This is a genomic window from Nocardiopsis sp. FR4 (assembly GCF_009830945.1).
Lineage (GTDB): Bacteria > Actinomycetota > Actinomycetes > Streptosporangiales > Streptosporangiaceae > Nocardiopsis.
In genome coordinates this window covers 1-25,073 of sequence record NZ_VWVV01000029.1, presented here as the reverse complement: position 1 = coordinate 25,073, position 25,073 = coordinate 1, and the positions used below count along the sequence as shown (strand labels likewise).

Annotated in this window: 21 protein-coding genes; 14 read left to right on the top strand and 7 right to left on the bottom strand. The window is 73.9% G+C overall.

The window, feature by feature from the left end:
- Complete coding sequence (locus FYW95_RS22375; RefSeq protein WP_160050717.1) at nucleotides 1-1,074, bottom strand: DUF3866 family protein; 1,074 nt, start codon at nucleotides 1,072-1,074, stop codon at nucleotides 1-3.
- A gap of 91 nt (nucleotides 1,075-1,165) precedes the next feature.
- On the opposite strand from FYW95_RS22375, the gene FYW95_RS22370 reads away from it, so the two are divergent.
- The 11 genes from FYW95_RS22370 to FYW95_RS22320 all read left to right on the top strand — a co-directional run bounded on the left by FYW95_RS22370 (nucleotide 1,166) and on the right by FYW95_RS22320 (nucleotide 13,375).
- Nucleotides 1,166-3,214, top strand: a complete 2,049-nt coding sequence (locus tag FYW95_RS22370) for a helix-turn-helix transcriptional regulator (RefSeq protein WP_159942459.1) — start codon at nucleotides 1,166-1,168, stop codon at nucleotides 3,212-3,214.
- 60 nt (nucleotides 3,215-3,274) lie between these two features.
- On the top strand, nucleotides 3,275-3,460 hold the full coding sequence (locus FYW95_RS22365; RefSeq protein ID WP_160050716.1) for a hypothetical protein: 186 nt from the start codon (nucleotides 3,275-3,277) through the stop codon (nucleotides 3,458-3,460).
- 66 nt (nucleotides 3,461-3,526) lie between these two features.
- A complete protein-coding gene (gene tatA, locus FYW95_RS22360) occupies nucleotides 3,527-3,853 on the top strand; it encodes a Sec-independent protein translocase subunit TatA (RefSeq protein WP_159942461.1) in 327 nt (108 codons plus the stop codon).
- A 295-nt stretch (nucleotides 3,854-4,148) separates the two neighbouring features.
- Entirely contained in the window at nucleotides 4,149-5,000 is an 852-nt protein-coding gene (gene tatC / locus FYW95_RS22355) for a twin-arginine translocase subunit TatC (RefSeq protein ID WP_159942495.1), read from the top strand.
- Nucleotides 5,001-5,222: 222 nt separating this feature from the next.
- The gene (locus FYW95_RS22350) at nucleotides 5,223-5,642 is read left to right on the top strand and encodes a DUF397 domain-containing protein (protein WP_159942462.1); all 420 of its coding nucleotides are present in this window, start codon (nucleotides 5,223-5,225) and stop codon (nucleotides 5,640-5,642) included.
- 378 nt (nucleotides 5,643-6,020) lie between these two features.
- A complete protein-coding gene (locus FYW95_RS22345; protein WP_159942463.1) occupies nucleotides 6,021-6,926 on the top strand; it encodes a diacylglycerol/lipid kinase family protein in 906 nt (301 codons plus the stop codon).
- Between the two features lie 12 nt (nucleotides 6,927-6,938).
- The gene (locus FYW95_RS22340) at nucleotides 6,939-9,770 is read left to right on the top strand and encodes a DEAD/DEAH box helicase (protein ID WP_159942464.1); all 2,832 of its coding nucleotides are present in this window, start codon (nucleotides 6,939-6,941) and stop codon (nucleotides 9,768-9,770) included.
- A 227-nt stretch (nucleotides 9,771-9,997) separates the two neighbouring features.
- Nucleotides 9,998-10,402: an aspartate 1-decarboxylase gene (gene panD, locus FYW95_RS22335; RefSeq protein WP_159942465.1), complete on the top strand. Its 405-nt coding sequence runs from the start codon at nucleotides 9,998-10,000 to the stop codon at nucleotides 10,400-10,402.
- 156 nt (nucleotides 10,403-10,558) lie between these two features.
- Nucleotides 10,559-10,816: a hypothetical protein gene (locus FYW95_RS22330; protein WP_159942466.1), complete on the top strand. Its 258-nt coding sequence runs from the start codon at nucleotides 10,559-10,561 to the stop codon at nucleotides 10,814-10,816.
- A 96-nt stretch (nucleotides 10,817-10,912) separates the two neighbouring features.
- Nucleotides 10,913-12,193: an MFS transporter gene (locus FYW95_RS22325; protein WP_236567762.1), complete on the top strand. Its 1,281-nt coding sequence runs from the start codon at nucleotides 10,913-10,915 to the stop codon at nucleotides 12,191-12,193.
- A gap of 132 nt (nucleotides 12,194-12,325) precedes the next feature.
- Complete coding sequence (locus FYW95_RS22320) at nucleotides 12,326-13,375, top strand: DUF4352 domain-containing protein (protein ID WP_236567763.1); 1,050 nt, start codon at nucleotides 12,326-12,328, stop codon at nucleotides 13,373-13,375.
- A 22-nt stretch (nucleotides 13,376-13,397) separates the two neighbouring features.
- Here FYW95_RS22320 and FYW95_RS22315 read toward each other — a convergent pair whose 3' ends face one another.
- Both FYW95_RS22315 and FYW95_RS22310 read right to left on the bottom strand, forming a co-directional pair.
- On the bottom strand, nucleotides 13,398-14,258 hold the full coding sequence (locus FYW95_RS22315; RefSeq protein ID WP_159942468.1) for a (2Fe-2S)-binding protein: 861 nt from the start codon (nucleotides 14,256-14,258) through the stop codon (nucleotides 13,398-13,400).
- 402 nt (nucleotides 14,259-14,660) lie between these two features.
- A complete protein-coding gene (locus tag FYW95_RS22310; protein WP_159942469.1) occupies nucleotides 14,661-15,377 on the bottom strand; it encodes a DUF2306 domain-containing protein in 717 nt (238 codons plus the stop codon).
- A gap of 162 nt (nucleotides 15,378-15,539) precedes the next feature.
- Here FYW95_RS22310 and FYW95_RS22305 point away from each other — a divergent pair, with 162 nt between their 5' ends.
- Nucleotides 15,540-16,331 carry a TetR/AcrR family transcriptional regulator gene (locus FYW95_RS22305; protein ID WP_159942497.1) on the top strand — a complete coding sequence of 264 codons (792 nt, stop codon included), beginning with the start codon at nucleotides 15,540-15,542 and terminating at the stop codon, nucleotides 16,329-16,331.
- 18 nt (nucleotides 16,332-16,349) lie between these two features.
- Here the strand turns inward: FYW95_RS22305 and FYW95_RS22300 are convergent, their stop codons facing one another.
- From FYW95_RS22300 to FYW95_RS22290, 3 genes are all read right to left on the bottom strand, one after another.
- A complete protein-coding gene (locus FYW95_RS22300; RefSeq protein ID WP_159942470.1) occupies nucleotides 16,350-17,552 on the bottom strand; it encodes a JmjC domain-containing protein in 1,203 nt (400 codons plus the stop codon).
- A gap of 242 nt (nucleotides 17,553-17,794) precedes the next feature.
- On the bottom strand, nucleotides 17,795-19,897 hold the full coding sequence (locus FYW95_RS22295; protein WP_159942471.1) for a prolyl oligopeptidase family serine peptidase: 2,103 nt from the start codon (nucleotides 19,895-19,897) through the stop codon (nucleotides 17,795-17,797).
- Nucleotides 19,898-20,158: 261 nt separating this feature from the next.
- Nucleotides 20,159-21,376 (bottom strand): ABC transporter ATP-binding protein, encoded by a 1,218-nt coding sequence (locus FYW95_RS22290; RefSeq protein WP_159942472.1) that lies wholly within the window; start codon nucleotides 21,374-21,376, stop codon nucleotides 20,159-20,161.
- A gap of 608 nt (nucleotides 21,377-21,984) precedes the next feature.
- Between FYW95_RS22290 and lnt the strand changes: the two genes are divergently transcribed.
- Both lnt and FYW95_RS22280 read left to right on the top strand, forming a co-directional pair.
- Nucleotides 21,985-23,682: an apolipoprotein N-acyltransferase gene (lnt, locus tag FYW95_RS22285; protein ID WP_236567764.1), complete on the top strand. Its 1,698-nt coding sequence runs from the start codon at nucleotides 21,985-21,987 to the stop codon at nucleotides 23,680-23,682.
- Between the two features lie 93 nt (nucleotides 23,683-23,775).
- Entirely contained in the window at nucleotides 23,776-24,309 is a 534-nt protein-coding gene (locus FYW95_RS22280; RefSeq protein WP_159942474.1) for an FxsA family protein, read from the top strand.
- A 16-nt stretch (nucleotides 24,310-24,325) separates the two neighbouring features.
- On the opposite strand, the gene FYW95_RS22275 is transcribed toward FYW95_RS22280, so the two are convergent.
- The gene (locus tag FYW95_RS22275) at nucleotides 24,326-24,802 is read right to left on the bottom strand and encodes a nucleoside deaminase (protein ID WP_159942475.1); all 477 of its coding nucleotides are present in this window, start codon (nucleotides 24,800-24,802) and stop codon (nucleotides 24,326-24,328) included.
- Nucleotides 24,803-25,073: the final 271 nt, after the last annotated feature.

Below are 25,073 nucleotides of genomic sequence, written 5' to 3'. Positions count from 1 at the left end.
TCAGAGGCACGCGGCCGCGTGGCGGCCCGCCGCGGCGGCGCTCAGGAACGCCGCCCGGTCCTCCTCCAGACCCCGGCCCATGGTGGACACCTTCACGGGCAGCGCCCGCACCGCCTCCTCCAGCCCGTCCACCGCCACCTCCACCAGGTCGTGCCGGGCTCGGAGGGCCCGGGCCTGGATGCGCACGCGTTCGCCGAACACGCCCGGCAGCAGCGGCACGACCACCTGTGCGCGGGCCAGGGCCACCCGCCCGTAGGCGGTCAGGCTGTGGTGGGACACCCCCCGGTGCCGCTCGCGCGGGTCGGCCTCGCTCACCCTCAGCGAGGCCACCGGGAGCCCGCCCAGCGCGCACACCGCGTTCACCGCCTCGCCGCAGGAGACCCCCGAGAACCCCCACGGGGTGCCGGTTCCCAGGTTGCCCGGGCCCTGGCACACCACGGCCGCGTCCGCGTCCAGCACGTGCCGAGCGGCCAGCAGCCCGGAGTGCACGGTCACCGCCTCCAGGTCGCCGCCGAAGGACTGGCCGGTGGTCACGCAGCCCGCCAGCAGCCCTTCCTCGCGTAGTGTCCCCACCAGGCGGGAGAAGGCCGCGGGCAGCGCTCCGCCGTCCAGCATGACGTACACGATCCGCGCCCCGGGGTGTCGCTCGCGCACTCCGGCCAGTACGGCGGGCAGCGCCGAGTGCAGGTCGGCCACCACCACGGGCATGCCCTCCACGCCCTCGGCGGAGCGCAGCACCTCGTGGTGGGGGGAGCCCTGTTCGTCGGCGCCCAGCACGGCCGCCTGCAACGGCGTGTAGCGGGCCTTGACCAGGTGCCCGGGGCCCTCGGGGTCCTCGGGCAGGCGGTCGGGGAGGGCCACGACCAGCGCGTAGCCGCCCGTGCCCAACCCCAGGTCCAAGGCGCCGGTGTTGAGCAGTACGGTGTCGCCGACCCGGGGTGAGCCCACCAGGCGGGTGTAGGCCAGCGCCCGGCAGACCGCGCCGCCGGGGGACTCCACGTCCACCACGCACTGGACGACTCCCGGCCAGGAGGGGAGGATCTGACGGACTTCGCCGCGACGCCACCGGATCATGAGGGGCACGGTACCGTCGTTGCTGAACCGGCCGCGGGACGACGCGCCCAGCGCGCCGGTACATCCACCACGGGCGAGAAGGGTGCGCACGATGTCGCGCAGGAAGACGGAACGACAGCTCAACCTCGTCATCTGCCTGTTGTCCACGCGCCGCCACCTGACCGCGCAGGAGATCAGGCAGACGGTGTACGGCTACGCCGAGGCCGAGACCGAGTCCGCCTTCAAGCGCATGTTCGAGCGCGACAAGCGCGAACTTCGGGACAGCGGCATCCCGATCGAGGTCGGCGCCGGCGACGCCTTCAGCGGCGAGGAGGGCTACCGCATCTCCCGCTCGGACTACGAGCTGCCCGAGATCCACCTGCTGCCGGACGAGGCCCTGGTCCTGGGCCTGGCCGCCCGCGCCTGGCGGCACGCCTCCCTGGGGGAGGCGGCGGCCAACGCCCTGTTCAAGCTCCGCTCCGCCGGGGTCCCCGTGGACAGCGAGGCCGCTCCCGGCCTGACCCCCGCGATGCGCACCGACGAGCCCGCCTTCGGTCCGGTCTGGCAGGCCGTGCGCGACCGTCGCCCCATCTCCTTCGACTACCTCAAGCCCGGGGAGACCACCGCGCAGCGGCGGGAGATCGAGCCGTGGGGCATCGTCAACCTGCGCGGCCACTGGTACGTGGTCGGCCACGACCGCCACCGCCGGGCCCGCCGGGTCTTCCGCCTGGGCCGGATCCGGGGTGAGGTGAGCGTTCTGCGCGGCGGCCCCGACGTGGTCGTCCCCGAGGGGGTGGACCTGCGCTCCGTGGTGGCGGGGCACCGGGCCGAACCCGAGCGCACCGCCGTACTGCGGGTGCGCACCGACTCCGCGCACGCCCTGCGCCGGGGCGCCCTGCGGGTGGTGCCCGGTGAGCGCGACAGCGCCGGGGGCGGCTGGGACACCCTGAGCTACCCCTACGCCGACACCTCCGACCTCGTGCGGCGGGTGGCCTCCTTCGGTTCGCGCGCGGTCATCGTCGAGCCCGCCGAGGCTCGCCGGGCCATGGTCGCCCACCTGCGCGCCACAGCCGAGGCCCCCGCGGCCGGTGCGGTGCCCGCCTCCGGCGCGCCCCGGGGCGCGGAGGCCCCGGCGCGCGGCCCGCGCTCGGCCGACCAGCTGCGCCGCCTGCTCATGCTGGTCCCCTACGCCCTGGGCCAGGACGTGCGGGTCCCGGAGGTGGCCCGCCACTTCGGGCTCACGGAGAAGCAGGTGGTGGCCGACCTCAGCCTGCTGTGGATGTGCGGGCTGCCCGGCTACACCCCCGGGGACCTGATCGACGTGGACCTGGACGCGGCCCGGGAGACCGGCGAGATCATCATCGGCAACGCCGACACCCTGGCGCAGCCGCTGCGTCTGACCGCGGACGAGGCGGCCAGCCTGGTCGTGGGCCTGTCCCTGTTGGAGGCCCTGCCCGAGACCGGGGGCCTGGAGGGCGGGGCGCTCAAGCGGGTCGCGGAGAAGCTGCGTTCCGCGGCGGGGGAGGCCCTGGGCTCCCTGGCCGACTCGGTGCAGGTGCGCCTGGAGGGTGACGAGCAGGTCGCCCAGACCCAGCGCCGCTGCGCCGAAGCCCTGGCGGCGGGCCAGCGGCTGCACCTGCGCTACCTGTCCGGCTACCTGGACCAGGTCACCGAGCGCGACGTGGACCCCATGGGGCTGGTGGTCCAGGACGGCTACCCGTTCCTGGAGGGTTACTGCCACCTGCGCCGCGACGTGCGGCTGTTCCGCCTGGACCGGGTGCTGGAGCTGACCGTGCTGCCCTACGCCGCCGAGGTTCCCGAGGGGGTGGGCCGCCGCGACCTGTCCGGCGGGGTGCTCCAGCGTTCGGAGCGCGACGCCGAAGTGGTCCTGGACCTGGAGCCCACCGCCCGCTGGGTGACCGAGGACTACGTGTGCGAGTCGGTGGCCGAGCTGCCGGGGGGAGGGGTGCGGGCCACGCTGCGCACCCCGGCTCCGGCCTGGGCGGTGCGCCTGGCGTTGCAGTTGGGCCCGCAGGGGCGCCTGGCGGCTCCCGAGGCGCTCGCGGAGGAGGCGCGGGCCGAGGCCCGGCGTACCCTGGAGCACTACCGCGCCGAGCAAACCTCCGCCACACTGGTCGAGACCGCTTCGTCGCCCGAGTGAGGCCCAGACGTTCACCCGGGGTCGAGGTGGAGGTCATGTCACAAGGGATAGGGTTGAAGGGTGATCGTCCTCGTTGTCCTGTTCGGTGCGGTTGTGGCCGGGCTCGTCGTTCTCGGTGTTCTCGCGCTGCGCGCGCGCCGTGCGGCGGGCGCCCTGTCGGCGGCCGTGGCGCGGACGTCGGAGGAGTTCCGCACGAGCGGCGCCGACCTTCGTGAGCGCGTCGGCCGCGGCGGTGCGGGGACATGATGGCCCCGCGTCCGAATGCGCGTACCATCGAAGGCGCTTGGTCGCGCCCCACAGAGAGGTAGAACCATGGGACCGTTCAACGGACCTACCATCGCCATCCTGGTGATCCTGGCCCTGCTGCTGTTCGGAGCCAAGAAGCTTCCGGACCTGGCCCGCTCCCTGGGGCGCAGCGCGCGCATCCTCAAGGCCGAGAGCAAGGGCCTGATCGACGACGACAACGACGGCCAGGAGTCGGGCGGGGCGCAGAACCAGCAGGCCTCCGCGCAGCAGAACGCGGCTCCGGAGCCCCAGCAGCCGCAGCAGCCCCAGCAGCAGGGCTACCCGCAGCTGCCCCCGGGCCAGCGCATCGTCAACGAGTCCGGCGAGACCACGCACCGCACCTACGGGAACTAGTTCCCGGCGACCGCCGACCGACGGCGGCGGCCCGCGGACGGTCGCCCCTGCCGGGGCGGCGTCCACCCCGCACGGCACCGGCGCACTCCGTCAGCGGCGTGCGCGGCCGCCCGGCCGGGAGCGACCCACCACCACATCGGCAATCCGGCGCGGTGCGGCGCGGGGGCCCGGCAGCGCGCCGCCCCGCCGCGCTCCGAACGCCGGGACCCGTGCGAGCCAGCCGCGCGGGTGAAGGAGACGAAAGAGTGACCGCACGATGAGGGCACGACGCCGGGCCGCCAACCCCGAGGCCCGGATGCCGCTCATGGACCACATGCGCGAGCTGCGCAACCGCCTGGCCAAGGCGCTGATCGCCCTCACCCTGGGCTGCGTGGTCGGGTACCTGGTCTACGACCAGGTGTGGGAGTTCCTCAAGGCGCCCTACTGCTCCCTGCCCGAGTCCGAGGCGGTCGACGCCGACGGCTGCTCGCTCATCGTGACCGGGCCCTTCGACGCCTTCTTCGTGGCCTTCAAGGTGTGGCTGTTCGTGGGCGCGCTCGTCTCGGCGCCGTTCTGGCTGTACCAGCTGTGGGCCTTCGTCGCCCCGGCCCTGCACACCCGCGAGAAGCGCTACGCCTACGTGTTCGCACCGCTGGCGGCCCTGCTGTTCGCCGTCGGCGCGGCCCTGGCCTACTACGTCACCTCCTACGCGCTGACCATGCTCTTCGGGTTCCTGCCCGAGGACGCGCTGACCTTCCTCACCATCGGCCAGTACCTGGACTACATGGTCATCATGATGGTCATGTTCGGTGTGGGGTTCGTGCTGCCGCTGCTGGTGGTGCTGCTCAACATCGCCGGGGTCCTGCCGCACGAGGCCATCGTCAAGTGGCGCCGGGTCATCATCTTCTCCGCCTTCCTGGTGGCGGCCGTGATCACCCCGGCCGAGCCGATCTCCATGCTGGCCCTGGCCGTGCCGCTGGTGGTGCTGTTCGAGCTGGCCGAGCTGTTCGCCTTCCTCAACGACCGGCGCAGGCGGCGCCGCGACCCCTACGCGGAACTGGACGACGACCAGATCTCCGACCTCGACGAGACCCCCTCCGATCTGGGCGAGACGCCCTCTCCGCTGGACGGTCCCGACGTGGGCGAGGAGTCCGGCAAACGCATCTGAACCGCGCCGGCAGACGCTAGTGTGTTCGGTGGGTGCCGCCCGTCGCGGGGCCCGCGCGTCCAGCGTGCCCCGCCCCCCGGTGGAACCCGCACCGCCCCCGCGGCGACCGCTCGGCGGCCCGCCTCCGGCCTCGTGCGCGCGGCCCGACGGGGCCGGTCGGCGGCGCGGCCCCGTCGGGCCGGGGCCCCCGGCCGAGGACGGTTGTTGGGAAGAGGAAGTGCGATGAGCGAGCAGGCCGAGGCCAAGCGGGAGCTCCCGCCCGAGGCCATGGGCAACGAGAAGTGGCACGACACCACGGACGCGGTCTGGATGCGGTCCTCCCTGTCCAAGGAGGAGTCCGAGGCCGTGGTCGAGGTCGCCACCTTCGACGACGGCTTCCGGGCCGTGCGCGACGGCAAGTCCCCCGAGAAGGGCACCCTGTTCTTCACCCCCGCCGAGTGGGAGGCCTTCGTCCTGGGCGCCCGCGACGGTGAGTTCGACATCCCGGAGGAGTACCTCACCGAGGAGGAGCGCCGTATCCAGCGCGGTGAGGTCGACGTCGAGGTGGCCTGGGTCCCCTCCCCGCTGAACACCCCCAAGGCGATGGAGGAGTACCGCCGCCGCCAGCGCGAGGAGGCCGAGGGCGGTCGGGTCTCGCAGTAGCCCCACGCCGACGGGGCCGGCCCCCGCGCGGTCGGACCTCACCGGCTCCGGAGGATCAGGGGCCGGTCCGACAGCCGTCGCGGTACCGCCTCGGCGGGGCCGGGCCCCATCCGCTCGGCCGGCGCCAGGGAGGGCACGTCGGGGAGCCGCCGTCAGAACCGCGAAACCCGCACAGCACACCGGGGTCGGTGCTAGCCTGGCGTCCGTCGGCGCGGGCGAAGTCCATGCTTGGGCCGACCTACCGCCGGGCTGGTGGAAAGTGATGTCTGTGGAGCTGATGCGAGACCGATGGGCGGCCTTCCGCCCCCTGCCGTTGATTCGGGTCGGCGATCGGCGACGAAGCAGGAAACCCAACCTGCGTGAAAAGAACCTCCCGCTGTGACCGGGAGCCGAAGCCACATCGCCCTCCTGGTCAACCCGCACTCGGGTCGGCGGCGCGCCGCCGTCACCGCGGTGCGGCTCAAGGAGGCGCTGCGCGAGGCCGGGGCCCGTGTGTACGTGTACACGGGCCGCTCGGCCGCCGACAGCCGCCGGATGGCCCGCCTGGCCGCGGCCGACCGCCCCGACGCCCTGGTGGCCGTGGGCGGTGACGGCCTCGTCCACCAGGCGCTGCAGGGGGTGGTGGGCACCGGGGTGCCGCTGGCCGTGGTGCCCACCGGAAGCGGCAACGACATCGCCCGTGCCTTCGGCCGCCCGCGCGGCTCGGCCCGCGACGTGGCCGCGGCCGTCCTGCGCGGGCGCACCCGCTCGGCCGACGCGGTGCGCCTGCGCCTGGCCAACGGCACCCAGCGCTACTTCCTCAGCGTGCTGGCCTGCGGCTTCGACGCCCGGGTCAACGAGCGCGCCAACGGGTTCCGCCTCCGCGCGGGACGGGCCGCCTACCTGGCGGCGGTCCTGGCCGAGTTGCGCTCCTTCCGTCCGATCGACTACGAGATCGAGGTGGACGGGCGCCGCCTCGCCGGTCCGGGCATGCTGGTGGCGGTCGGTAACACGTGCGCCTACGGCGGGGGGATGCGGGTGTGCCCCGACGCCGAGCCCGACGACGGCCTCCTCGACGTGGTCTTCGTCCGCCAGGTGTCGGTCGGCCGCTTCCTGCGGATGTTCCCGCGCGTGTTCACCGGCGGCCACACCGGTCTGGAGGAGGTGGTGGCCGAGCGCGGGCGCGTGGTCACCGTCCGGGCCGAGGCGGGCGCGGCCTACGCCGACGGAGAGCGCACGGGCCCGCCGCCGCTGGTGTGCGAAGTGGCTCCCAAAGCGGTCGAGATGTTGGAGCTGACCTCATAGGCTGGAGGCCATATGAGTAGTCACGCTGAGCGGTACGCCGCCTTCCGCCGGCGCCAGGGAGCCTCCAGCGCCGCCATCGAGGCCTTCCAGGGCCTCTACGGGTTCGAGTTCGACCCGTTCCAGATCCGGGCCTGCAAGGCGCTGGAGAGCGGCCACGGGGTGCTGGTGGCCGCGCCGACCGGTTCCGGCAAGACGGTGGTCGGCGAGTTCGCCGTTCACCTCGCCCTGGCCGAGGGCACCAAGTGCTTCTACACCACGCCCATCAAGGCGCTGTCCAACCAGAAGTACAACGACCTGGTCAGCCGGTACGGCGCCGAACATGTCGGGCTTCTGACCGGGGACAACAGCGTCAACGGTGAGGCGCCCGTGGTCGTGATGACCACCGAGGTGCTGCGCAACATGCTCTACGAGGGGTCGGCCACCCTCGGCGGGCTGGCCTACGTGGTGATGGACGAGGTGCACTACCTCGCCGACCGGTTCCGCGGCGCGGTCTGGGAGGAGGTGATCATCCACCTGCCCGAGTCGGTGCGCATGGTCGCCCTGTCGGCCACCGTCAGCAACGCCGAGGAGTTCGGCGAGTGGCTGCAGCAGGTGCGCGGGGACACCACCGTCATCGTCGACGAGAAGCGGCCCGTGCCGCTGTGGCAGCACGTCATGGTCGGCAACCGCGTGCACGACCTGTTCGTGGACACCGAGGAGGAGTCCTCCGAGGGCGGGGAGGAGCCCCGTGAGCGCCGGGGCAAGCGCAAACGCGAGCGCCGCAGGGGCTGGCAGCCCCGGGAGATCGAGGTGGGCGGGCAGCGGCTGCGGATCAACCCGCGGCTGATCCGGTTCGCCGAGGAGGACTCGCGGATGACCCAGCTGGCCAACCGGCGCCGCCACCCGCAGTCGCGGGCCCGCGGCGGTGTGCGGCCCCGCTCCCGGTTCGCGCCGCCCTCGCGGCCCACCATCATCCAGGAGCTGGACGCCGACGGCCTGCTGCCCGCGATCACCTTCGTCTTCAGCCGGGCGGGCTGCGACGAGGCCGTCCGCCAGTGCGTGTCGGCCGGGCTGGTGCTCACCACCCCCGAGGAGGCCGACCGGATCCGGGAGTACGCCGAGACCCGGTGCGCCGACATCCCTCCGGCCGACCTGGCCGTGCTGGGCTTCGACCACTGGCTGCGCGCGCTGGAGGCGGGCATCTCCGCCCACCACGCCGGGATGCTGCCCACGTTCAAGGAGATCGTCGAGCACCTGTTCTCGCGCGGGCTCATCCGCGCGGTGTTCGCCACCGAGACCCTGGCGCTGGGCATCAACATGCCCGCGCGCACGGTGGTCATCGAGAAGCTCGACAAGTGGAACGGCGAGACACACGCCCAGCTCACCCCCGGCGAGTACACGCAGCTCACCGGGCGCGCCGGGCGGCGCGGCATCGACGTGGAGGGCCACGCGGTGGTCGTGTGGCAGGCCGGGACCGACCCCGAGGCCGTCGCCAGCCTCGCGGGCACCCGCACCTACCCGCTCAACTCCAGCTTCCAGCCCTCCTACAACATGGCGGTGAACCTGGTCGGGCAGGTCGGCCGCCAGCGCAGCCGCAACATGCTGGAGGAGTCCTTCGCCCAGTTCCAGGCCGACCGCGCCGTCGTGGGCCTGGTCAAGCAGCTGCGCAAGCACGAGGAGGCCCTGGAGGGATACGCCCAGGCCGCCGAGTGCCACCTGGGCGACTTCATGGAGTACGCCGCGCTGCGCCGCGCCCTGAGCGACCGCGAGTCCGCGCTGGCCAAGAACCGCTCCGTGCGTCGCCGCGACGAGGCGCTGGAGAGCCTGGAGAAGCTGCGCCCCGGCGACATCATCCGCATCCCCTCGGGCCGCTACTCCGGGCACGCGGTCGTACTGGACCCGGGGCTGCGCCACGACCTGCCCGCGCCGCTGGTGCTCACCGTGGACAAACAGGTCAAGAGGGTCAACGCCAGCGACTTCACCGTGCCCGTGCACCCGTCGGGGCGCATGCGCGTGCCCAAGTCCTTCTCGGCCAAGTCGCCGCGCTCGCGCCAGGACCTGGCCTCGACCCTGCGCAACAGGCTCAGGGAGCAGGGCTCCGAGCCCGTCTACGAGCGGGGGCGGCGCGAGGCGGGGGAGGACGCCGAGGTGCTGCGGCTGCGCTCGCAGCTGCGCGAGCACCCCTGCCACGGGTGCGCCGACCGTGAGGACCACGCCCGCTGGGCCGAGCGCTACTTCCGGCTGCGCAAGGAGACCGAGAGCCTGCGCCGCCGGGTGGAGGGGCGCTCGCACGTCATCTCCCGCACCTTCGACCGGGTGTGCGGGGTCCTGGAGGACCTGGAGTACCTGTCCGGGGACAGCGTCTCCGAGGACGGGACGCGGCTGGCCAAGGTCTACTCCGAGCTGGACCTGTTGGTGGCCGAGTGCCTGCGCCGGGGGCTGTGGAAGGAGCTGACCCCGCCGGAGCTGGCCGCCTGCGCGGCGGCGCTGGTCTACGAGGCGCGCCGCGGCGACGACGCCTACCCGCGTCTGCCGGGGGGCCGCGTCGAGGACACCCTCCTGGAGATGGTGCGGCTGTGGGGCGAGCTCAACGAGGTGGAGGCCCGCCACCGGGTCTCGTTCCTGCGCCAGCCCGACCTGGGGTTCGTGTGGACGGCGCACCGGTGGGCCAGCGGCGACCGGCTGGACGCCATCCTGCGCCAGGCCGACATGCCCGCCGGTGACTTCGTGCGCACCGCCAAGATGCTGGTGGACATGCTCGGCCAGATCGCCGGGGCCACCGGCGACCCCGAGGTCCGCAGCACCGCGCGCAAGGCCGGCGACCTGGTGCGCCGCGGGGTGGTGGCCTTCTCCTCGCTCACCTGAGCGACCGGCGGCGGGGCCGCTCCCCGGCGGCCCCGCCGCCGGATCCGCGCACGACGAGCCGGGCGGGCACCCGCTCCCTCCGGTGCGCGGAACACGGGGGCGCGCGCGTGCGTTGGTGGCGATGCGGGACCCCGGTGGCTCGGGCGGCACGCGCCAGGGGCCATCATGGAGGAACACGGGACCCCTGGGCCTGTAGTTCGCAAGAGACCTGAAACGAGGCTTGAGCAGTGCTGCGCACCCTCATCAACGGCAAGATCCACCGCGCCACGGTCACGCAGGCCGACCTGCACTACGTCGGGTCGGTCACGATCGACGCCGACCTGATGGACGCCGCCGACATCGTCGACGGCGAGCAGGTCCACATCGTCGACATCGACAACGGCGCCCGCCTGGTGACCTACGCGATCACCGGGGAGCGGGGCACGGGGGTGATCGGCATCAACGGCGCCGCCGCCCGGCTGGTCAGCCCCGGCGACCTGGTCATCATCATCTCCTACGCCCAGCTGACCGAGGCCGAGCGGGCCGAGCACGTCCAGCACATCGTGCACGTGGACCGGGACAACCGGATCGTCGCCCTGGGCAACGACCCCTCCGAGCCGGTTCCGGGCAGCGAGCTGGTCCCGGGCCGCTGAGCCCCGGGTGCCCGGGACCGCGCGGTCCCGGGCACCGCGCGTGTGCGGCTCCCCCTCCCGCGCCGCCGGCCGCCCCGAGCCGGAGGTGTCCGCGCGCGCCACACAACCCCGTCGGCATGGCCGGTTCCGGCCTGATCGGCGGCCCCGGTGGCGGGTATGTCCACTGTCGGCATGGACGAGGCAGGGGAAGAGGAACAGCGCCGGATCGCCGAACACATCGAATGGCAGAAGCAGGGTGCGTGGGTGGTCCTGTGGGGCCCCTACACCCGCTGTTTCTGGGCCTTCGCGTGCTGGCCGGTGGTGCCCGAGAGCGGCGTGGTCATCAGCGCGGGCGATCCGCACACCCTGTACTCGGAGATGCGCTACGTCGAGCGCGAGCACGACTATCTGCGGTGGCGCTACGGACGGGGCTGAGGGTGTCCGTTCCCGTGGGCATCCCGACATGGCCGGGACCCTCCGCCCGCGTCTAGGATTTCCTCCACTAGTGGGATGAATCGTAAGGACGTACGCGTGTCTGCACACACCGCTCGAACCTGGCCGGACCTGTCCGAAACAGCCCGTGTCCGGCTCCAGCGCCGCATGGTCGCGGCCCTGATGCTCTCCCAGGTGGTCGGCGGTGTCGGCATGGGCGCCATGCTCGCCGTGGGCGCGCTCATCGCCCTGGAGCTGACCGGTTCCGACGCCTGGACGGGCGCGGCCACCACCATGATCACCCTGGGCGCCGCGGTGTTCGCCCTGCCCCTGGCCACACTGGCGGCCCGGCACGGCCGCCGCCCCGGTCTGGCCGCGGGCTGGCTCCTGGGCGCGCTCGGCGGCGGAACCGTCATCGCGGCCACGCTGCTGGGCGTGTTCACGCTGTTCCTGGCGGGCATGGTGCTGATCGGCGCAGGCACCGCCACCAACCTGCAGGCCCGCCACGCCGCCGCCGACCTGGCCTCCGACCGCAACCGCGGCCGGGACCTGTCCCTGGTGGTGTGGTCCACCACGGTCGGCGCGGTGCTGGGGCCCAACCTCATCGGTCCCACCGGCGGTGTGGCCGCGCTGCTGGGTCTGCCCGCGCTGCTGGGCCCGGTGCTGCTCACCACCGCCGGGTTCGTCCTGGGCGCGCTGGTGACCTTCGCGCTGCTGCGTCCGGACCCCCTGCTGGTGGCGGCCGCGGAGCAGCGGGGCCGGGGGGTTCCCGACGCCGCCCGGCTCTCCGCGCCCGCGACGCTGCGGGTGGTCGCGGCCAGCCCGGGGGCACTGCTCGCGGTGGTCGGCATCGTGGCCAGCCACACGGTGATGGTCGCGGTCATGACCATGACGCCCGTGCACATGTCCCACCACGGTGCGGCGCTGACCGTCATCGGGCTGACCATCTCCCTGCACATCGCCGGCATGTACGCGCTCTCCCCGGTGGTGGGGTGGCTCACCGACCGCCTCGGCAGGGTTCCCGTGCTGTTGGGAGGGCAGGTGATCCTGCTGTGCGCCGCTGGAGTGGCCGGTACGGCCGGGCACGACGGGACGCAGGTGACGGTCGGGCTGGTCCTGTTGGGGCTGGGCTGGTCGTTCGGCCTGGTGTCGGGGACCGCGCTGCTGGCCGAGTCGCTTCCGGCCGGGGTGCGTCCGCGGGCGCAGGGGGTCAGCGACCTGGTGATGAACCTGGGCGGGGCCGCGGCCGGGGCGCTGTCGGGCCTGGTGCTCGCCCAGGCGGGGTTCGGCGGCCTGAACGTGTTCGCCGCCCTGTTCACGGTACCGGTCTTCGTACTGGCCGTGCGCGCGCTGCGGGCCCGGGGGACGGGCGAGCGCTGACCGGGTGCGTACGGTCCTTTCCCGAAACGCCCCGCGATGTCCGAGCGGATCCGCCCGCACGCGGTTACGGTGCAGGCGTGAGGCGTCTACCGGCCCCGGTGGGCGCGGCGCGCTGACAGGGGGGTGTTCTCAGTGTCCGAACGCGAACCCGGGGACGCGGCGGGGGAGCAGGCGGGGCGGGACCCGGTGAACCACCAGCCGCCGGAGGAGTGGCGTCCCGGCGACCCTCCGGACCCCATGGCGGGGGGTGTCCAGCCCCCGGGCGAGCCGCCGCACCGCCATCCCCACGAGCAGCCGCCGGGGCGGCACGCCGCGGGGGCGCACCCCTACCGGGGGGACTCCGGGGGCGCGGGGCCGTCCGGCGAACACCCCACGGGCGCTCCGCCCGAACCGGTGACCGGCCAGGTCTCGGAGGGGCCCAGCGGTCCGGCCCAGGCGGGGTACGAGCACGCCGGCTACCCGCCCGGGTACGGGGAGTCGGACGCCTCCGACACGGGTCCGGGGGGCTACCCTCCCGGCGGCCCGCCGGCGAACTTCAGCTCCGGTCAGGGGCCCAGCTACGCGGAGGCGGGCGGGCGCCCCTCCGGTCAGGGGCCCGGCTTCGCTCCGCCCGGGGGCTACGGGCAGCCCTACGGCCAGCAGCCGGGAGGCGGTCAGGCCTATCCGCCCCAGGGCGGCTACGGGCCGCCGGAGGTGCGTCCCACCCCCTGGGGCAAGATCCTGGGCATCGGCTGCGGTGTGCTGCTGGTCCTGCTGCTGTTGGCGGGCGGCTGCACCACCCTCGCGCTGTTCACGGCCGGGAGCGGGGGGTCCGCGGCGCGCGAGGAGGGGTCGGCGCCGCTGCCCGAGACCCAGGCCGAGGTCACCGCCGCGGCCACCGAGTTCGAGCCCGGCCCGCTCTACGAGGAGGGCGACTTCACCAGTGTGGCCGTCTCGGTGACCAACACCGGTCGTGAGGACGTGGACGTCAACCCGCTCTACTTCCGTGTCGTGGACACCGAGGGCGTCGAGCACAGCACGTCCGAGGCGATCGGCATGGACGCCAACGAGATCGGAGCGCGCAGCCTGGCCCCGGGGCAGAGCCTGTCGGGGGTGGTGACGGTGGAGGGGGAGGTGCGGGCCCGGACGGTGGTCTTCGAGCCCGCCTACAGCGGTCCGGTGGAGGCCCGGGTCATCACCTGAACCGGGACGGGCGGTTCCCCGCTCAGGGCGCCAGCGCGGGGTCGCGCAGCCACTCCGAGAGGTCCTGCCTGCGTTCGCCGTCGCACTTGAGCGGGCACGTGGTGCAGAACCCGTGCTCGGGGTCGCCCTTGTAGTCAAAGCAGCAGGTGCCGCGTACCGCCCAGGTCCCGCGCGGGTCGCCGGGGGCGAAGGGGAACAGCCGGGGCCGTCTGCGGGTGACCGCGCCCGCCTCGACCACCGCGTCCCCCAGCCGGGTGGCCAGGTCCCAGGCCTGTTCGGCGTCGCGGCCCAGGTAGCGGGCGGGGTTGAGCATGTAGAAGTGCAGGGTGTCGAGCACCCAGCCCCACAGGGTGCGCTTGCCCGAGCGGGTGTGCGCGTGCAGGGCGTCCAGGAGCGGCTCGAAGGTGGCGAACAGGGCCCGGGCGGCCAGGCGCAGCTGGTGCGCCTCGTCCTCGGCGACCACGGTGCCGGGGCGGCCGGCCGCGGGGTCGTCGGGCAGGACCGCCACGCGGACCCCCGCCACGGCGGGGGTGCCGAACCGGGCGTGCACGGCGTCCCAGGGCAGGTACAGCCGGTCGGGGCCCAGCAGCGGGGCGCGTCCGGTCAGGTACAGCGAGGCCGAGACCAGGAAGATGGGTTCGCGCAGGGTCACGCGCAGGAAGTTGGTGGCGGCGGGCAGCCGGTGACCGGGCCCGTGCTCGGAGCGCAGCCGCTCGAAGAGGACGGGCAGCGAGCCGTCCGAGGCCAGGGTGTCGGCCCGGTACCAGTGCGTCCCCGGCGCCGCGCCGGCCCGCGGGTCCTCGGCGGAGAGCAGGTCGGGCAGCGGGGCGAACTTCAGCGGGGCACAGGCGTCACGGAGCGCGTCGAGCGGATCTGCCATCACTGCGGAAACCTGCCCTTCGTCGCACGATGCCGTCATGTACCGGGGGCTGTGGGGCTGCAGTGGCCTCCGGGGGGCGAATACACCTGCGCCTCTTAAGTGAGGCTACCCTAATGTTCGCGTGTGCCGCAATGATCGGTTCGGGCGGGGCAGGGCGGGCCGGAAGGGGAAAGGCGCAGGCCGGGGCGGGTTCGCCTGCGGGGTGGCGCGTGTGTTCTCTGTCACCCGTGTCGGTTTTGCGGATTCTTTATGGATTGCTTCCTATTCCTTCCTCGTGTCCGGGTGGTGCGGGCGGGTTCGGTGAGTGGCGGGACGACCGGCCCTCTCCGCTCCGGTCGTGGGTGCGGTGGCCGACCCGACCGTGGCGCGGTGGGGCGGGGTCGGCGGCGCCGACCCCGCCGGTCGCTACGTCCGGGAGCGGCGGCGCGGGCGCCGGTACTGCAGCCACCACTCCACGCACAGCAGGGGCAGGACCCACGACAGGAAGCTGGCGGCCGGGGCGATCGTCGCGGCCAGCACGGCCTCGTCGCCGCCGTAGGCGCTCTCCAGCCCCGGCATCGCGAGCAGGATGAGCAGGATGATGATCACCCGGTCGAAGGCGATGCCGAAGAGCAGGGCGAAGCTGCGCAGCATCCACTCGCGGTGGCGGGCGAAGCGGCGCCGGCGCGCCATGGCGTAGCCGAGGGCGGTGAAGGACAGCCACAGCACGGCCCACAGGGCGTTGCTGATCTGCGTGCTGAAGCCGGTGCTGCTGACCGGGGAGATGAGCAGCGCGGGAACCCCCACGAGCGGGATCCCGGCGAACACGTAGAGGCGTCCGCTCCAGCGGTGCACGGCCGGGTGGCGGGCGCGCAGCCACGGCCACACCTGGAGGATCACCAGCAGCGTGAGCAGGCTGCCGCCGAAGATGTGGGTGACCAGCACCGGGTAGTGCCAGGCCAGCCCCTCGGGGGAGGGCAGGCGAGCGTCGGCGGGGTCCAGGCTCAGGTAGGGCGGGAGGGAGTAGAGCAGGAAGGCCAGGCTGAACAGGGCCAGGGGCAGGATCCAGGGGCGCTGCCACCAGCGGGGCCCCTGGCGACCGGCGCCGCGGGGCGGCGTCGCTGCGGTGGTGGGTGCGGTCATGGCGGGTCGTTCCTCCGCGTGGGCGGGCTGGTGCGCGAGCGGGGGCGCGGCTCGGCGAGGTAACCGTGTGCGACGTAAATTGTATATGTCATACACTTACTAGTGTAAGTAGTACACAGTTCTAGGATGGGAGTCAACGACGCAGCCGACGACGGGTGGGGCATGACGGCCGAGCGACAGCCGACCAACCGGATGGAACGGGAGACGGAGCTTCTGTGGGGGGTCCGGCGGCCCGCGCCCAGGCGCGGCCCCAAACCCAAGCTCAGCAGGGAGGCCGTCGTGGCAGCGGCGGTCGCCCTGGCCGACGCCGAGGGCCTGGAGGCCGTCTCCATGCAGCGGGTGGCCAAGGAGCTCGGCTTCACCACGATGTCGCTGTACCGGCACGTGGACAGCAAGGAGGACCTGCTCGCCCTCATGGGCGACGCGGTCCTGGACGCCGAGCCGCCCGAGCCGAGCCGTGACCGCGACTGGCGCGCCGGTGTCGAGGCCTGGGTCCGCGGCGTGCTGGCCCTCTACCGGAACCATCCCTGGGCCGTGTACCTGGCCATGACCGGACCGCCCAGCGGTCCGAACGGGCTGCGCTGGATGGAGGCCGGGCTGCGCGAGCTCGTCCGCTCCGGCCTGGACCCGGGGGAGGCGCTCCCGATCCTGACGCTGCTGTCCACCACCCTGCGCGAGACCTTCCGCATCGACGTGGACATGGAGCGCGCGGCCCGGGCGACGGGGGCCACGGTTGCCGACACCATGCGCGGCTACGCCGCGGGCCTGCGCCGGTTCGTCACCGAGGAGCGCTTCCCCACGGTCGCCCGGCTGCTGCGCGAGGGGGGACTGGAGGACTCGGTGCCCGACGGCACCTCCGGTGCCTCGGATGACCTGGACTTCTCCGTGCGCCGCCTGCTGGACGGCGTCGAGGTGTACGTGCGCGGCCAGCGCACGGCGGCCGGCGGCGGATAGCCGGTCCCCGGCCCGGGCTCAGCGGACCAGTACCAGGTGGTGCCGGGCCAGCACGGACACCACCTGTGCCGCCTGGTCCGCCTCCACGCCCGCGTGCTCGGCCAGGGCGGCCACGGTCAGCTCCCGGTGCAGGGCGACGGCCTCCAGGACCGGTGCGACCACGGCCGGGAACCGGTACCGGCGTCCGCCCACGGTCACCACCACCCGTTCGCCCTCCCAGGTCAGCGGGGGCGGCAGGATCGGTACGAACTCCACCCGCGCCTGTGCGCCGGGGACCCGCTCCTCCACCGGCCAGGGCAGGGAGAAGGAGGTTCGGCGGGGGAAGCGCGCGTCGCGTTCGGCCAGGAAGCCGTCCAGGTCCGTCTCCTCGGCCAACTCCACCAGCCGGGCCACCAGTTCGCCCTGGTGCTTGCGCCGCACCTCGGGCTCGGCGAAGCGGGGCAGGTCCCGGCGGAAGACCTCCTCCCCGAAGAGCCGCCGCACCAGGGCGTCGGCCCACTCCACCCCGGTGGCCCGGGTGAAGCCGAAGGTCAGGTGCATGCTCACCTCACCGGTACCGGTCACCGTGTGCCACCAGCCGCGCGGCACGTGGATGACCTGGCCCGGGCGCAGCACGCCCTCCCACACCGTGTGCAGCTCGCCGTCGGCGTCGCGCGGCGGGGTGTGGGCGTGGTCCACGTCGTTCTTCATCGGGTACGGGCGCGACCCGGGACCGTGGACCTGCCAGTGCTTGGTGCCCTCCACCTGCACGATCACCGTGTCGTGGTCGTCCCAGTGGGTGTCGAACCCGCGCGACTCGCCCCAGATCAGGTACAGGTTGGCCTGTGCGCGCTCGCGGACCAGGCGCATCAGGTCGTCGGCCGCCTCGCCCACCGGCGGATGCATCCGGTCCAGGCCGTCCAGCACCAGGCTCGCCCCGGCACGCAGCTCCCGGTACAGCGCCTCTGGGCGCACCACCCGCCGCGCCGTGCGCGAGGAGGTGGCCGACTCGGTGTAGCGCTCGACCGGGACCGGCGACCCGTTCCGGTGCAGGCGCAGCCGCGGCGGTTCGGGGGAGCAGGTGGCCAGCAGCCGGTTGAGGTCGTCGAAGGTCAGCAGCGAGCGCACCGCCTCCGCGCCCAGGTCGGCGAAGACGAACTCCTCCGACAAGCGCGTGGTCAGGGCCTCACGGCCCACGACGTCGCTCAGGGTCCGGGTGAACAGGTGGCCGGGCTCGCTCACGGCGGTTCCTTCCGTCGGGGGAGGGCCCCGCCCGGCCAGGGGGGACCGGGCCGGGCGGGACGTCGGTCGGGTGGATCAGATGAAGTCGGAGCTGGAGTCGGTGCCGTCGCTGTCGCCGCCCGCGGTGATGTCGCGGGAGGTCACCTCCGCCAGGTCCTCGACCTCGACCTCGATCGGGTCCATGAGCACCACACCTCGCTTTCTGTGTGCCGTTTCTCTTGAGTCAGGACCGCGGCCCGCGCTCAGCGCGCCGACAGCCCCGTCCGGTGGGCCGCGAACGCGTGCGCGTCGGCGGCCAGCCCCACCGCCCGGCTGACCGCGCGCGGGCCGTGGCCCACGTCGCGCTCGTACCGGAGCAGGGCGGGCGGGCGGTCCCGTTCCCGCGCCGCCGCCAGCAGCGCCGCGCACATCTTGCGCGGGTGGGCCGCGTCGGTGCGGGTGTCACCGTGGAAACCGGTGAGCAGGACGTCGGGGTAGCGCCGCCCGGGCTCGCCCTCCACCACCCGGTGGTAGGGGGAGTAGGACATCAGGGCGGCGAAGTCGCCGGGGTCGGCGGCGGTGCCGAACTCGCGGGTCCACATGCGGCCCAGACCCATGCGCTCGAAGCGGGCCATGTCGGCCAGCGGGGCGGAGGCGATCACGGCGCCGCACAGGTCCGGCCGCGCGGTGGCGGCGGCCAGCACGAGCAGCCCGCCCGCCGAGCCGCCGGACAGGCACAGCTGGTCGCGGTCGCACAGGCCGGCCCCCACCAGGGCGTCGGCCGCGGCCACCAGGTCCTGGACGGCGCGCGGCTTGCCGCGCCGGGAACCGGCCAGGTGCCAGGCGCGCCCCGCGTCGCCGCCGCCGCGCACGTGGGCGACCGCGTACCGGCCGCCGCACAGCAGCCAGGCCAGCACGGTCGCACTGAACCCGAACTGGCGGGGCCGTCCGAAGCCCCCGTAGGCGTGCAGGAGGGTCGGGCCGGGCCGCGGGAGGGGTCCGGGCGCACCGTCCGTTCCCGGCGCGGCGGGGGCGGCCTCGAACACGGTCACGGGGACGCGCGTGCCGTCCGCCGAACGGCACCAGAGCACGGTGCGTTCCACGTCGGGGGAGGGCGGGGCCTCCTCGCGGGGCCGCCAGGGCAGCGGCGCGCGTTCGCCCGGCGCCAGGCGCAGGACGCGCTGCTGGGTGGCCACGTCCGCGTAGCCCAGGTACACCGACCCGTCGGGGCCGGTCGCCGGGTCGCGGACCATGCCCTCACCGGGCAGGTCCACGGGGTACAGGAGCCGTCCGGTGCGGGCGTCGTGGACGGCGGCCCCGCTGATCCCCCAGCGGGTGCGCGAGACGAACAGGGCCGGGTCGCCGCCGGGGCCGCGGCAGGGGGCGAACGCGTCCAGGGTGGCCCCGTCCTCCTCGGGCACCACCTCGCGCCAGTGCTCGGGGGCGGGGTCCTCCGGGCGCACCGCGCAGATCCGCCGCCGGGGGGAGTCCAGCGTGGTGCGCAGGTACAGCAGGCCGTCGGCGCCCATGCGGGCCTCGGTCTCGGCCTCGACGCCGACCTGTACCGGCCGCAGAAGGGGGTGCCCGGGTTCGGTGGCGGCCAGGTCGGCCAGCCACAGGTCGTTGCGGTGCCCGGTGCCGTGGCTCTCGGTCACGAGCAGCCACCGTCTGCCCAGAATCCGCACCCCGGGCACGGTCCCGGCCGCCGTGCAGGCGTGGACGAGGGTCTCGGCGCCGTCGCCGGCCCGGCGCAGCCACACGCCGCGTACGCCCCGGTCGCCGTCGCGGCGCACGTAGTAGAAGGCGGGCGGGCCCTGGGGGACCCAGGCGACGTGGGAGTAGCGCACGCCCCGCACCGGCGGTCCGGCCGGGGCGCCGGTGTCGGCGCGCAGCACCCGCAGCGCGCCGCGCTCCACCCCGCCGGAGGAGGTCTGTACCGCGACCAGGGTCCCGTCGGGTCCGGGCTCCCAGGCGTCCAGCGTGGTGCCCCCGGAGGGGTCCTCGGCGGCGGGGTCGTAGACGGTGCGCGGCGGTTCCCGGCCGCTGAGGGCGACCAGGCGCGGGTGCTCGGTGCCGGCGGGGCGCACGGTGGCGAAGGCGGTGCCGCCCCGGTGGACGGGCGGGCTCCACAGGTCGGTGTGCACCAGGGAGCGGATGAGCGCGGCCAGGCGGCCGCGCAGCGGCCAGGCGGCGGCCTCGCGTTCGTACTCGCGGCCCCGCTCCTCCAGCCAGCGCAGGGTCGCGGGGGAGTCGGCGTCCTCCAACCACCGGAAGGGGTCGGGGACGGGACGACCGTGCGGGGCTTCCGCCGCGGACACGGGGTCGGCGGCGGTGAGGGCGGCTCCGGGGGCTCGGTTGCGCACCATCACATCGTTCAGGCGCGCTCAGCCGCCGGTCAAGGAAGAGCTTCCTTGCCTCGGGAAACGCGGGTGTGCCGAGGGGGCAAGGTTTGTCGCGGGAGGAACCGGGGCAGGCGTGGCCGTCGAGGCTCCGGGCGCCACCCGCGCCGTCCCCGGCCGCGGCGGCGGTGGGCGCACACCCGAACGCCCCGCCGGGTCCCGGAAGGAGGGAGGGGCCCGTCGGGGCGTTCGGTGCCGCGCTCGGCGGCGGGAAAGGGCTTCCGTGCGCTACTTGACGTTGTCCGGGTGGCCGATGGCCAGACCGCTCTCCTGGTCGAAGAAGTGCAGCTGGCTCACGTCCACCGACAGGCTGATCGGGTGGCCCGGGCGCACGCTGCTGCGCGGGCTCACGCGGGCCGTGAACAGCGTGCTGCTGCCGCCCAGGGGCAGGGCCTCGTCCTCGCCCTCCTCACCCGCGGCGTCCTTGGCCAGCGCGGCCGCGTCCTCGTGGCGCACCGGCGGGGCGTCCACGCCGAAGATCACGTTGATCTCGGTGCCCAGCTCCTCGGTCACGCCCGCCGTCACCTGGATCCGCGGGTCATCGTTGCCGTCCAGCTCGGCGTCGCTGAAGTCCGAGGGGCGGATGCCCAGGATGAGGCTGCGGCCCAGGTAGTCGCGCAGGCCCGGACGCGCGTCCAGGACGCTCGCCGGGACCGGGAGCTTGTGCTCGGCGAAGGTGAGCACTCCGCCGTCGCCCTCGCTGACCAGTTCGGCGTCGACGAAGTTCATCGCCGGGGAGCCGATGAAACCGGCCACGAAGAGGTTGACCGGGGAGTCGAACAGGCGCTTGGGGGTGTCCACCTGCTGCAGGCGGCCGTCGCGCAGGACCGCCACCCGGTCGCCGAGGGTCATGGCCTCGATCTGGTCGTGGGTGACGTAGATGGTGGTGACGCCCAGGCGCTCGTGGAGCTGGTTGAGGGAGGCGCGCATCTGCACGCGCAGCTTGGCGTCCAGGTTGGACAGCGGCTCGTCCATGAGGAAGGCGCGGGGCTCGCGCACGATCGCGCGGCCCATGGCCACGCGCTGGCGCTGGCCGCCGGACAGGGCGCCCGGCTTGCGCTTGAGGTAGGGCTCCAGCCCCAGCATCTCGGCCGCCTCCTTGACCCGGCGGGCGATCTCGGGCTTGGCGACCTTGCGCAGCTTCAGACCGAAGGCCAGGTTCTGCTCGACGGTCATGTGCGGGTAGAGCGCGTAGTTCTGGAAGACCATCGCGATGTCGCGGTCCTTGGGCGGGCGGTCGTTGACGATCTCGTCGCCGATGACCAGCGTGCCCGCCGAGATCTCCTCCAGGCCCGCGATCATGCGCAGCGCGGTGGACTTGCCGCAGCCGGAGGGGCCGACGAGCACCATGAACTCGCCGTCCTCGATCTTCAGGTTCAGGTTGTCGACGGCCTTGACGTCGCCGCCGTAGATCTTGTCAACGCCCTCGAGGACGATCTCCGCCATGGTTGTCAGCTCCCGGACCGGGGGTCGTGGTGAAGGTGACGTGCGTCTCGTGAGGCCACGTCACCGCGCCTGGAACTTTCGGATTTGATCGAACCAGGCTGTTCTGCTGATCACATGACACACGATCCTGATCGAAAAGTCCATACTTCAGTCGATGTCGATCCGATTGCGGTCGGACACAAACCCGGTTCGCTCAGCTGGCGTGGCGGCCCCAGGTGCGTTAGCCTGTCCGACGGTTCTTTCCTTTCTCCCCTCCGCGCGCTCGGTCGGCGGCCACGACACGGCCACCGGGTTGAGGCATCGGGTCGGGGAGTCTGGGTAACCTAACGACCAGTCCAGCACTGGACGGACCGGTTGTGCGGCCCCCACTCGTCCGATTGGACGCTGCATCACGCGCCAGGTGCAGTTGGGATCGGGTGAGGGGTGGAGTACCGCGACCGGGCGGGGGGTTGGACCCGGAAAAGGCCCGAACATCCAGTAGACAACGGTCTTCCGAGCTCGCCGCCGACGGGACGGAGCCGGTCCGAAGGGTGGCTCGGGCCTTTTCCGCGTCCCCCCATATGCTGACCGCGAGGACTCCACCAGCCAGCGGAAAGCGAGCACCCCACGTGGTTGCCGAGCACATCGAGCGGGGCGACGCCCCCGGCTCCGACAGACCCTCGCCGGATCCGGTGGGGAGGGAGCGGCCGGCGACCCCGGCGCGCTCCCCCGGCTCCGTGCTGGCACGGGGACACCGGTGGGGCCGCCGCGATCCGCTGTGGCGGGTCCTGGCCGCGGCCGGATCCGGCCTGGCCCAGCTCCTGGCCCTGCCGCCGTACGGCCTGTGGTGGCTGGGCCCCCTCAGCGCCGCCCTGCTCGCCTTCGCCGTGGCCGGAACGCGCCCGCGCCGCGCCGCCTGGCTGGGTCTGCTCGCCGGTGCCGCGCTCATGGTGCCGCTGGTGCGCTGGCAGGACATCTTCGGCGTCGACGTGTGGCTGCTCATCGCCGCCGCCGAGGCCGCCTACTTCCTGCCCATGGCGATCGGCCTGGCGCTGGCCATGCGCCTGCCCGGCTGGCCCGTGTGGACCGCCGCGCTGTGGGTGGCGCAGGAGGCCGTGCGGGCCCGCTGGCCGCTGGGTGGCTTCCCCTGGGGCAAGCTCGCCTTCGCCCAGCCCGACACGCCCTTCGTCGGATACGCGGCCCTGGGGTCCTCGGCACTGGTGTCCTTCGCCGTCGCCCTGACCGGCGGCCTGCTGCTGTGGAGCGCGCTGCGCGCCCTCGGGGCCCTGAACTCCCGGCGGAGCGGGCGCGGCGATCAGGACGACCGAAACCCCGGAGTGCGCGCACCCTTGCTGCTGGCCGCCGTGGGCCTGGCCGCCGGCGCCGCCGTCGTCGCGGGGGGCGTCCTGGCCCCGGCGGTCGGCCGTCCCGCCGTCACCGACACCGTCACCGTCGGCATGGTCCAGGGCAACGTGCCCAACGTCGGCCAGATGTCCATCCTCGGCGAGCGCATGCAGGTCCTGAACAACCACGCGAACGGGGTCCACGAGCTCGCCGACGCCGTCCGCGCGGGGGAGTACCCCGCGCCCGACATGGTGCTGCTGCCCGAGAACGCCAGCGACATCGACCCCTTCCGCGATCCCGTCGCCCGCCAGACCATCGACGAGGCCGCCGCCGACGCGGGCGTGCCGCTGCTGTGGGGCATGAGCCGCTTCAACGACGACGGCACCCGCCACGTCAGCAGCGTGGTCTGGGACCCCGAGACCGGGCCTGGCGAGCTCTACGACAAGCGCTACCTCGTGCCGTTCGGCGAGTACATCCCCTACCGCGACTTCTTCACCCGCTTCGTGGCGCGCCTGCGGCAGGTCAGCTCCGACGCGGTGCCCGGCGGCGAACCCGGCGCGCTCCGCGTGGGCGGGACGACCCTGGCCGTCGGCATCTGCTTCGACGTGGCCTTCGACCCGCCGGTGCGCGAGGCGGTGGCCGCGGGTGGGCAGATCATCGTGATCCCCACCAACAACGCCAACTACAACTTCACCGGCCAGACCAACCAGCAGCTGGCCATCACCCAGCTGCGCGCCGTCGAGCACGGCCGCCCGGCGGTGGTCGTCTCCACCAGCGGCGTCAGCGCGGTGGTCAACCCCGACGGCACCCTGGCCTACACCTCCGGCGAGGCGGTGGCCGACATCCACGTCGCCGAACTCCAGGCGCGCGAGGGCACGACCGTGGCCACCCGGCTGGGCGCCGCCCCCGAGGCCCTGCTCAGCGCACTGGGCCTGGCCGCGGTGGCCGCCTCCGTGGTCCTGGGCCGCCGCCGCGCCGCGTGAGGCGCGCCCCGGGGAACCCCGGGGCGCGTCCGTGCGTTGCCCCCTGTAGGGAGAGGACCCCCGTAGGCCGACGACCCTGAGGATGGTTTGGGCATGCCGCTGCTGATCGTGCTGGCGCTGATGGCGCTGCCGTTCCTGGAAGTGTGGCTGATGATCGAGGTCGGCGGCTGGATCGGCGTCCCCTGGACGCTGGCCGTGCTGGTCTCGATGCTGGTCCTGGGAGTGGCCGTGCTGCGCCGGGCCGGAACCCGGGCCTTCCGCGACGCGGACGCGGCCATGCGCTCGGGGGAGCCGCCGCGCGGGGGCCTGCTCGACCCGCTCATGCTCATGGCGGGCGGTGTCCTGCTCATCGTCCCCGGGTTCGTCACCGCCGCGCTGGGGCTGCTGATGGTCCTGCCCTTCACCCGTCCCGTCCTGCGCTGGGCCTTCGCCGGGTGGGCGCAGCGGCGCGTGCGGCGGATGCGGGAGAGGGCGGACGGGGAGTTCACCGTCCGGGGCGCCACCGTCCCCGGCCAGGGCGCCCCGGGCTGGGACGGCCGACCCGGTCCCGGAAACCCCGCCCCCGGGGGCGGGCGGGTCATCCAGGGCAGCTTCGAACCAGAGGTGCCCCGCCGGGACCGGGACTGACCCGCGTCCCCGCCCCTCAGGACCTCCCGTGGAAGCGGGCGTGCAGCGCCCGCACCTCCTCGGCCAGGGCGTCCACCGGACCGTCGACGACGGCTCCGGGCACGACCTCGCGGACGGGCAGCGCCCGCACCGGCGCCGGAGGCACGCCCCACGCGTCCAGCCAGGAGACCAGCTGCGCCGAGGAGCTGGCGTAGACGATCCGGCCCAGCCCCGCCCACCCGTGCGCGGCCGCGCACATGGGGCAGTGCTCGCCGGAGGTGTAGACGGTCGCCGCCGCCCGCTCCCGCGGGCTCATGTGCGTGGTCGACCACCGGGCGATCGCGAACTCGGGGTGCCGGGTGCGGTCGCCCCCGGCGACGTGGTTGTGGTCCTCCAGGAGGACCGTCCCGTCCGACCCCACCAGCACCGAGCCGAACGGTTCGTCCCCCGCCGCCAGGGCGCGTGCGGCCAGGTCCACCGCGCGCCGCAGGTACCGCAGGTCGCTCTCGTCCACCGTGTCCGTCCTCTCCGCGGGTGCCCGGCCGCCGTCCCGGAGGCTCCGGGGGCGCGGGGCACGGCTGCCTCGGTTCTACCGTGCGGAGGAGACATCCCGCGCCACCTGGAGCTCCCGTGTCCGTGCGGGACCCTACCGTGGGCCCATGGTGTGTCCTGGAAGCTGTGTCAGGCCAGCGGGTGGAAGTCCCGTCCGGGTAAGCGCCGGAGCGCCCGGTAGCAGGCCCCAGCCGTGCGGGGAGACCCGTCCGGCCGAGCGGGGTGTCAAAGGC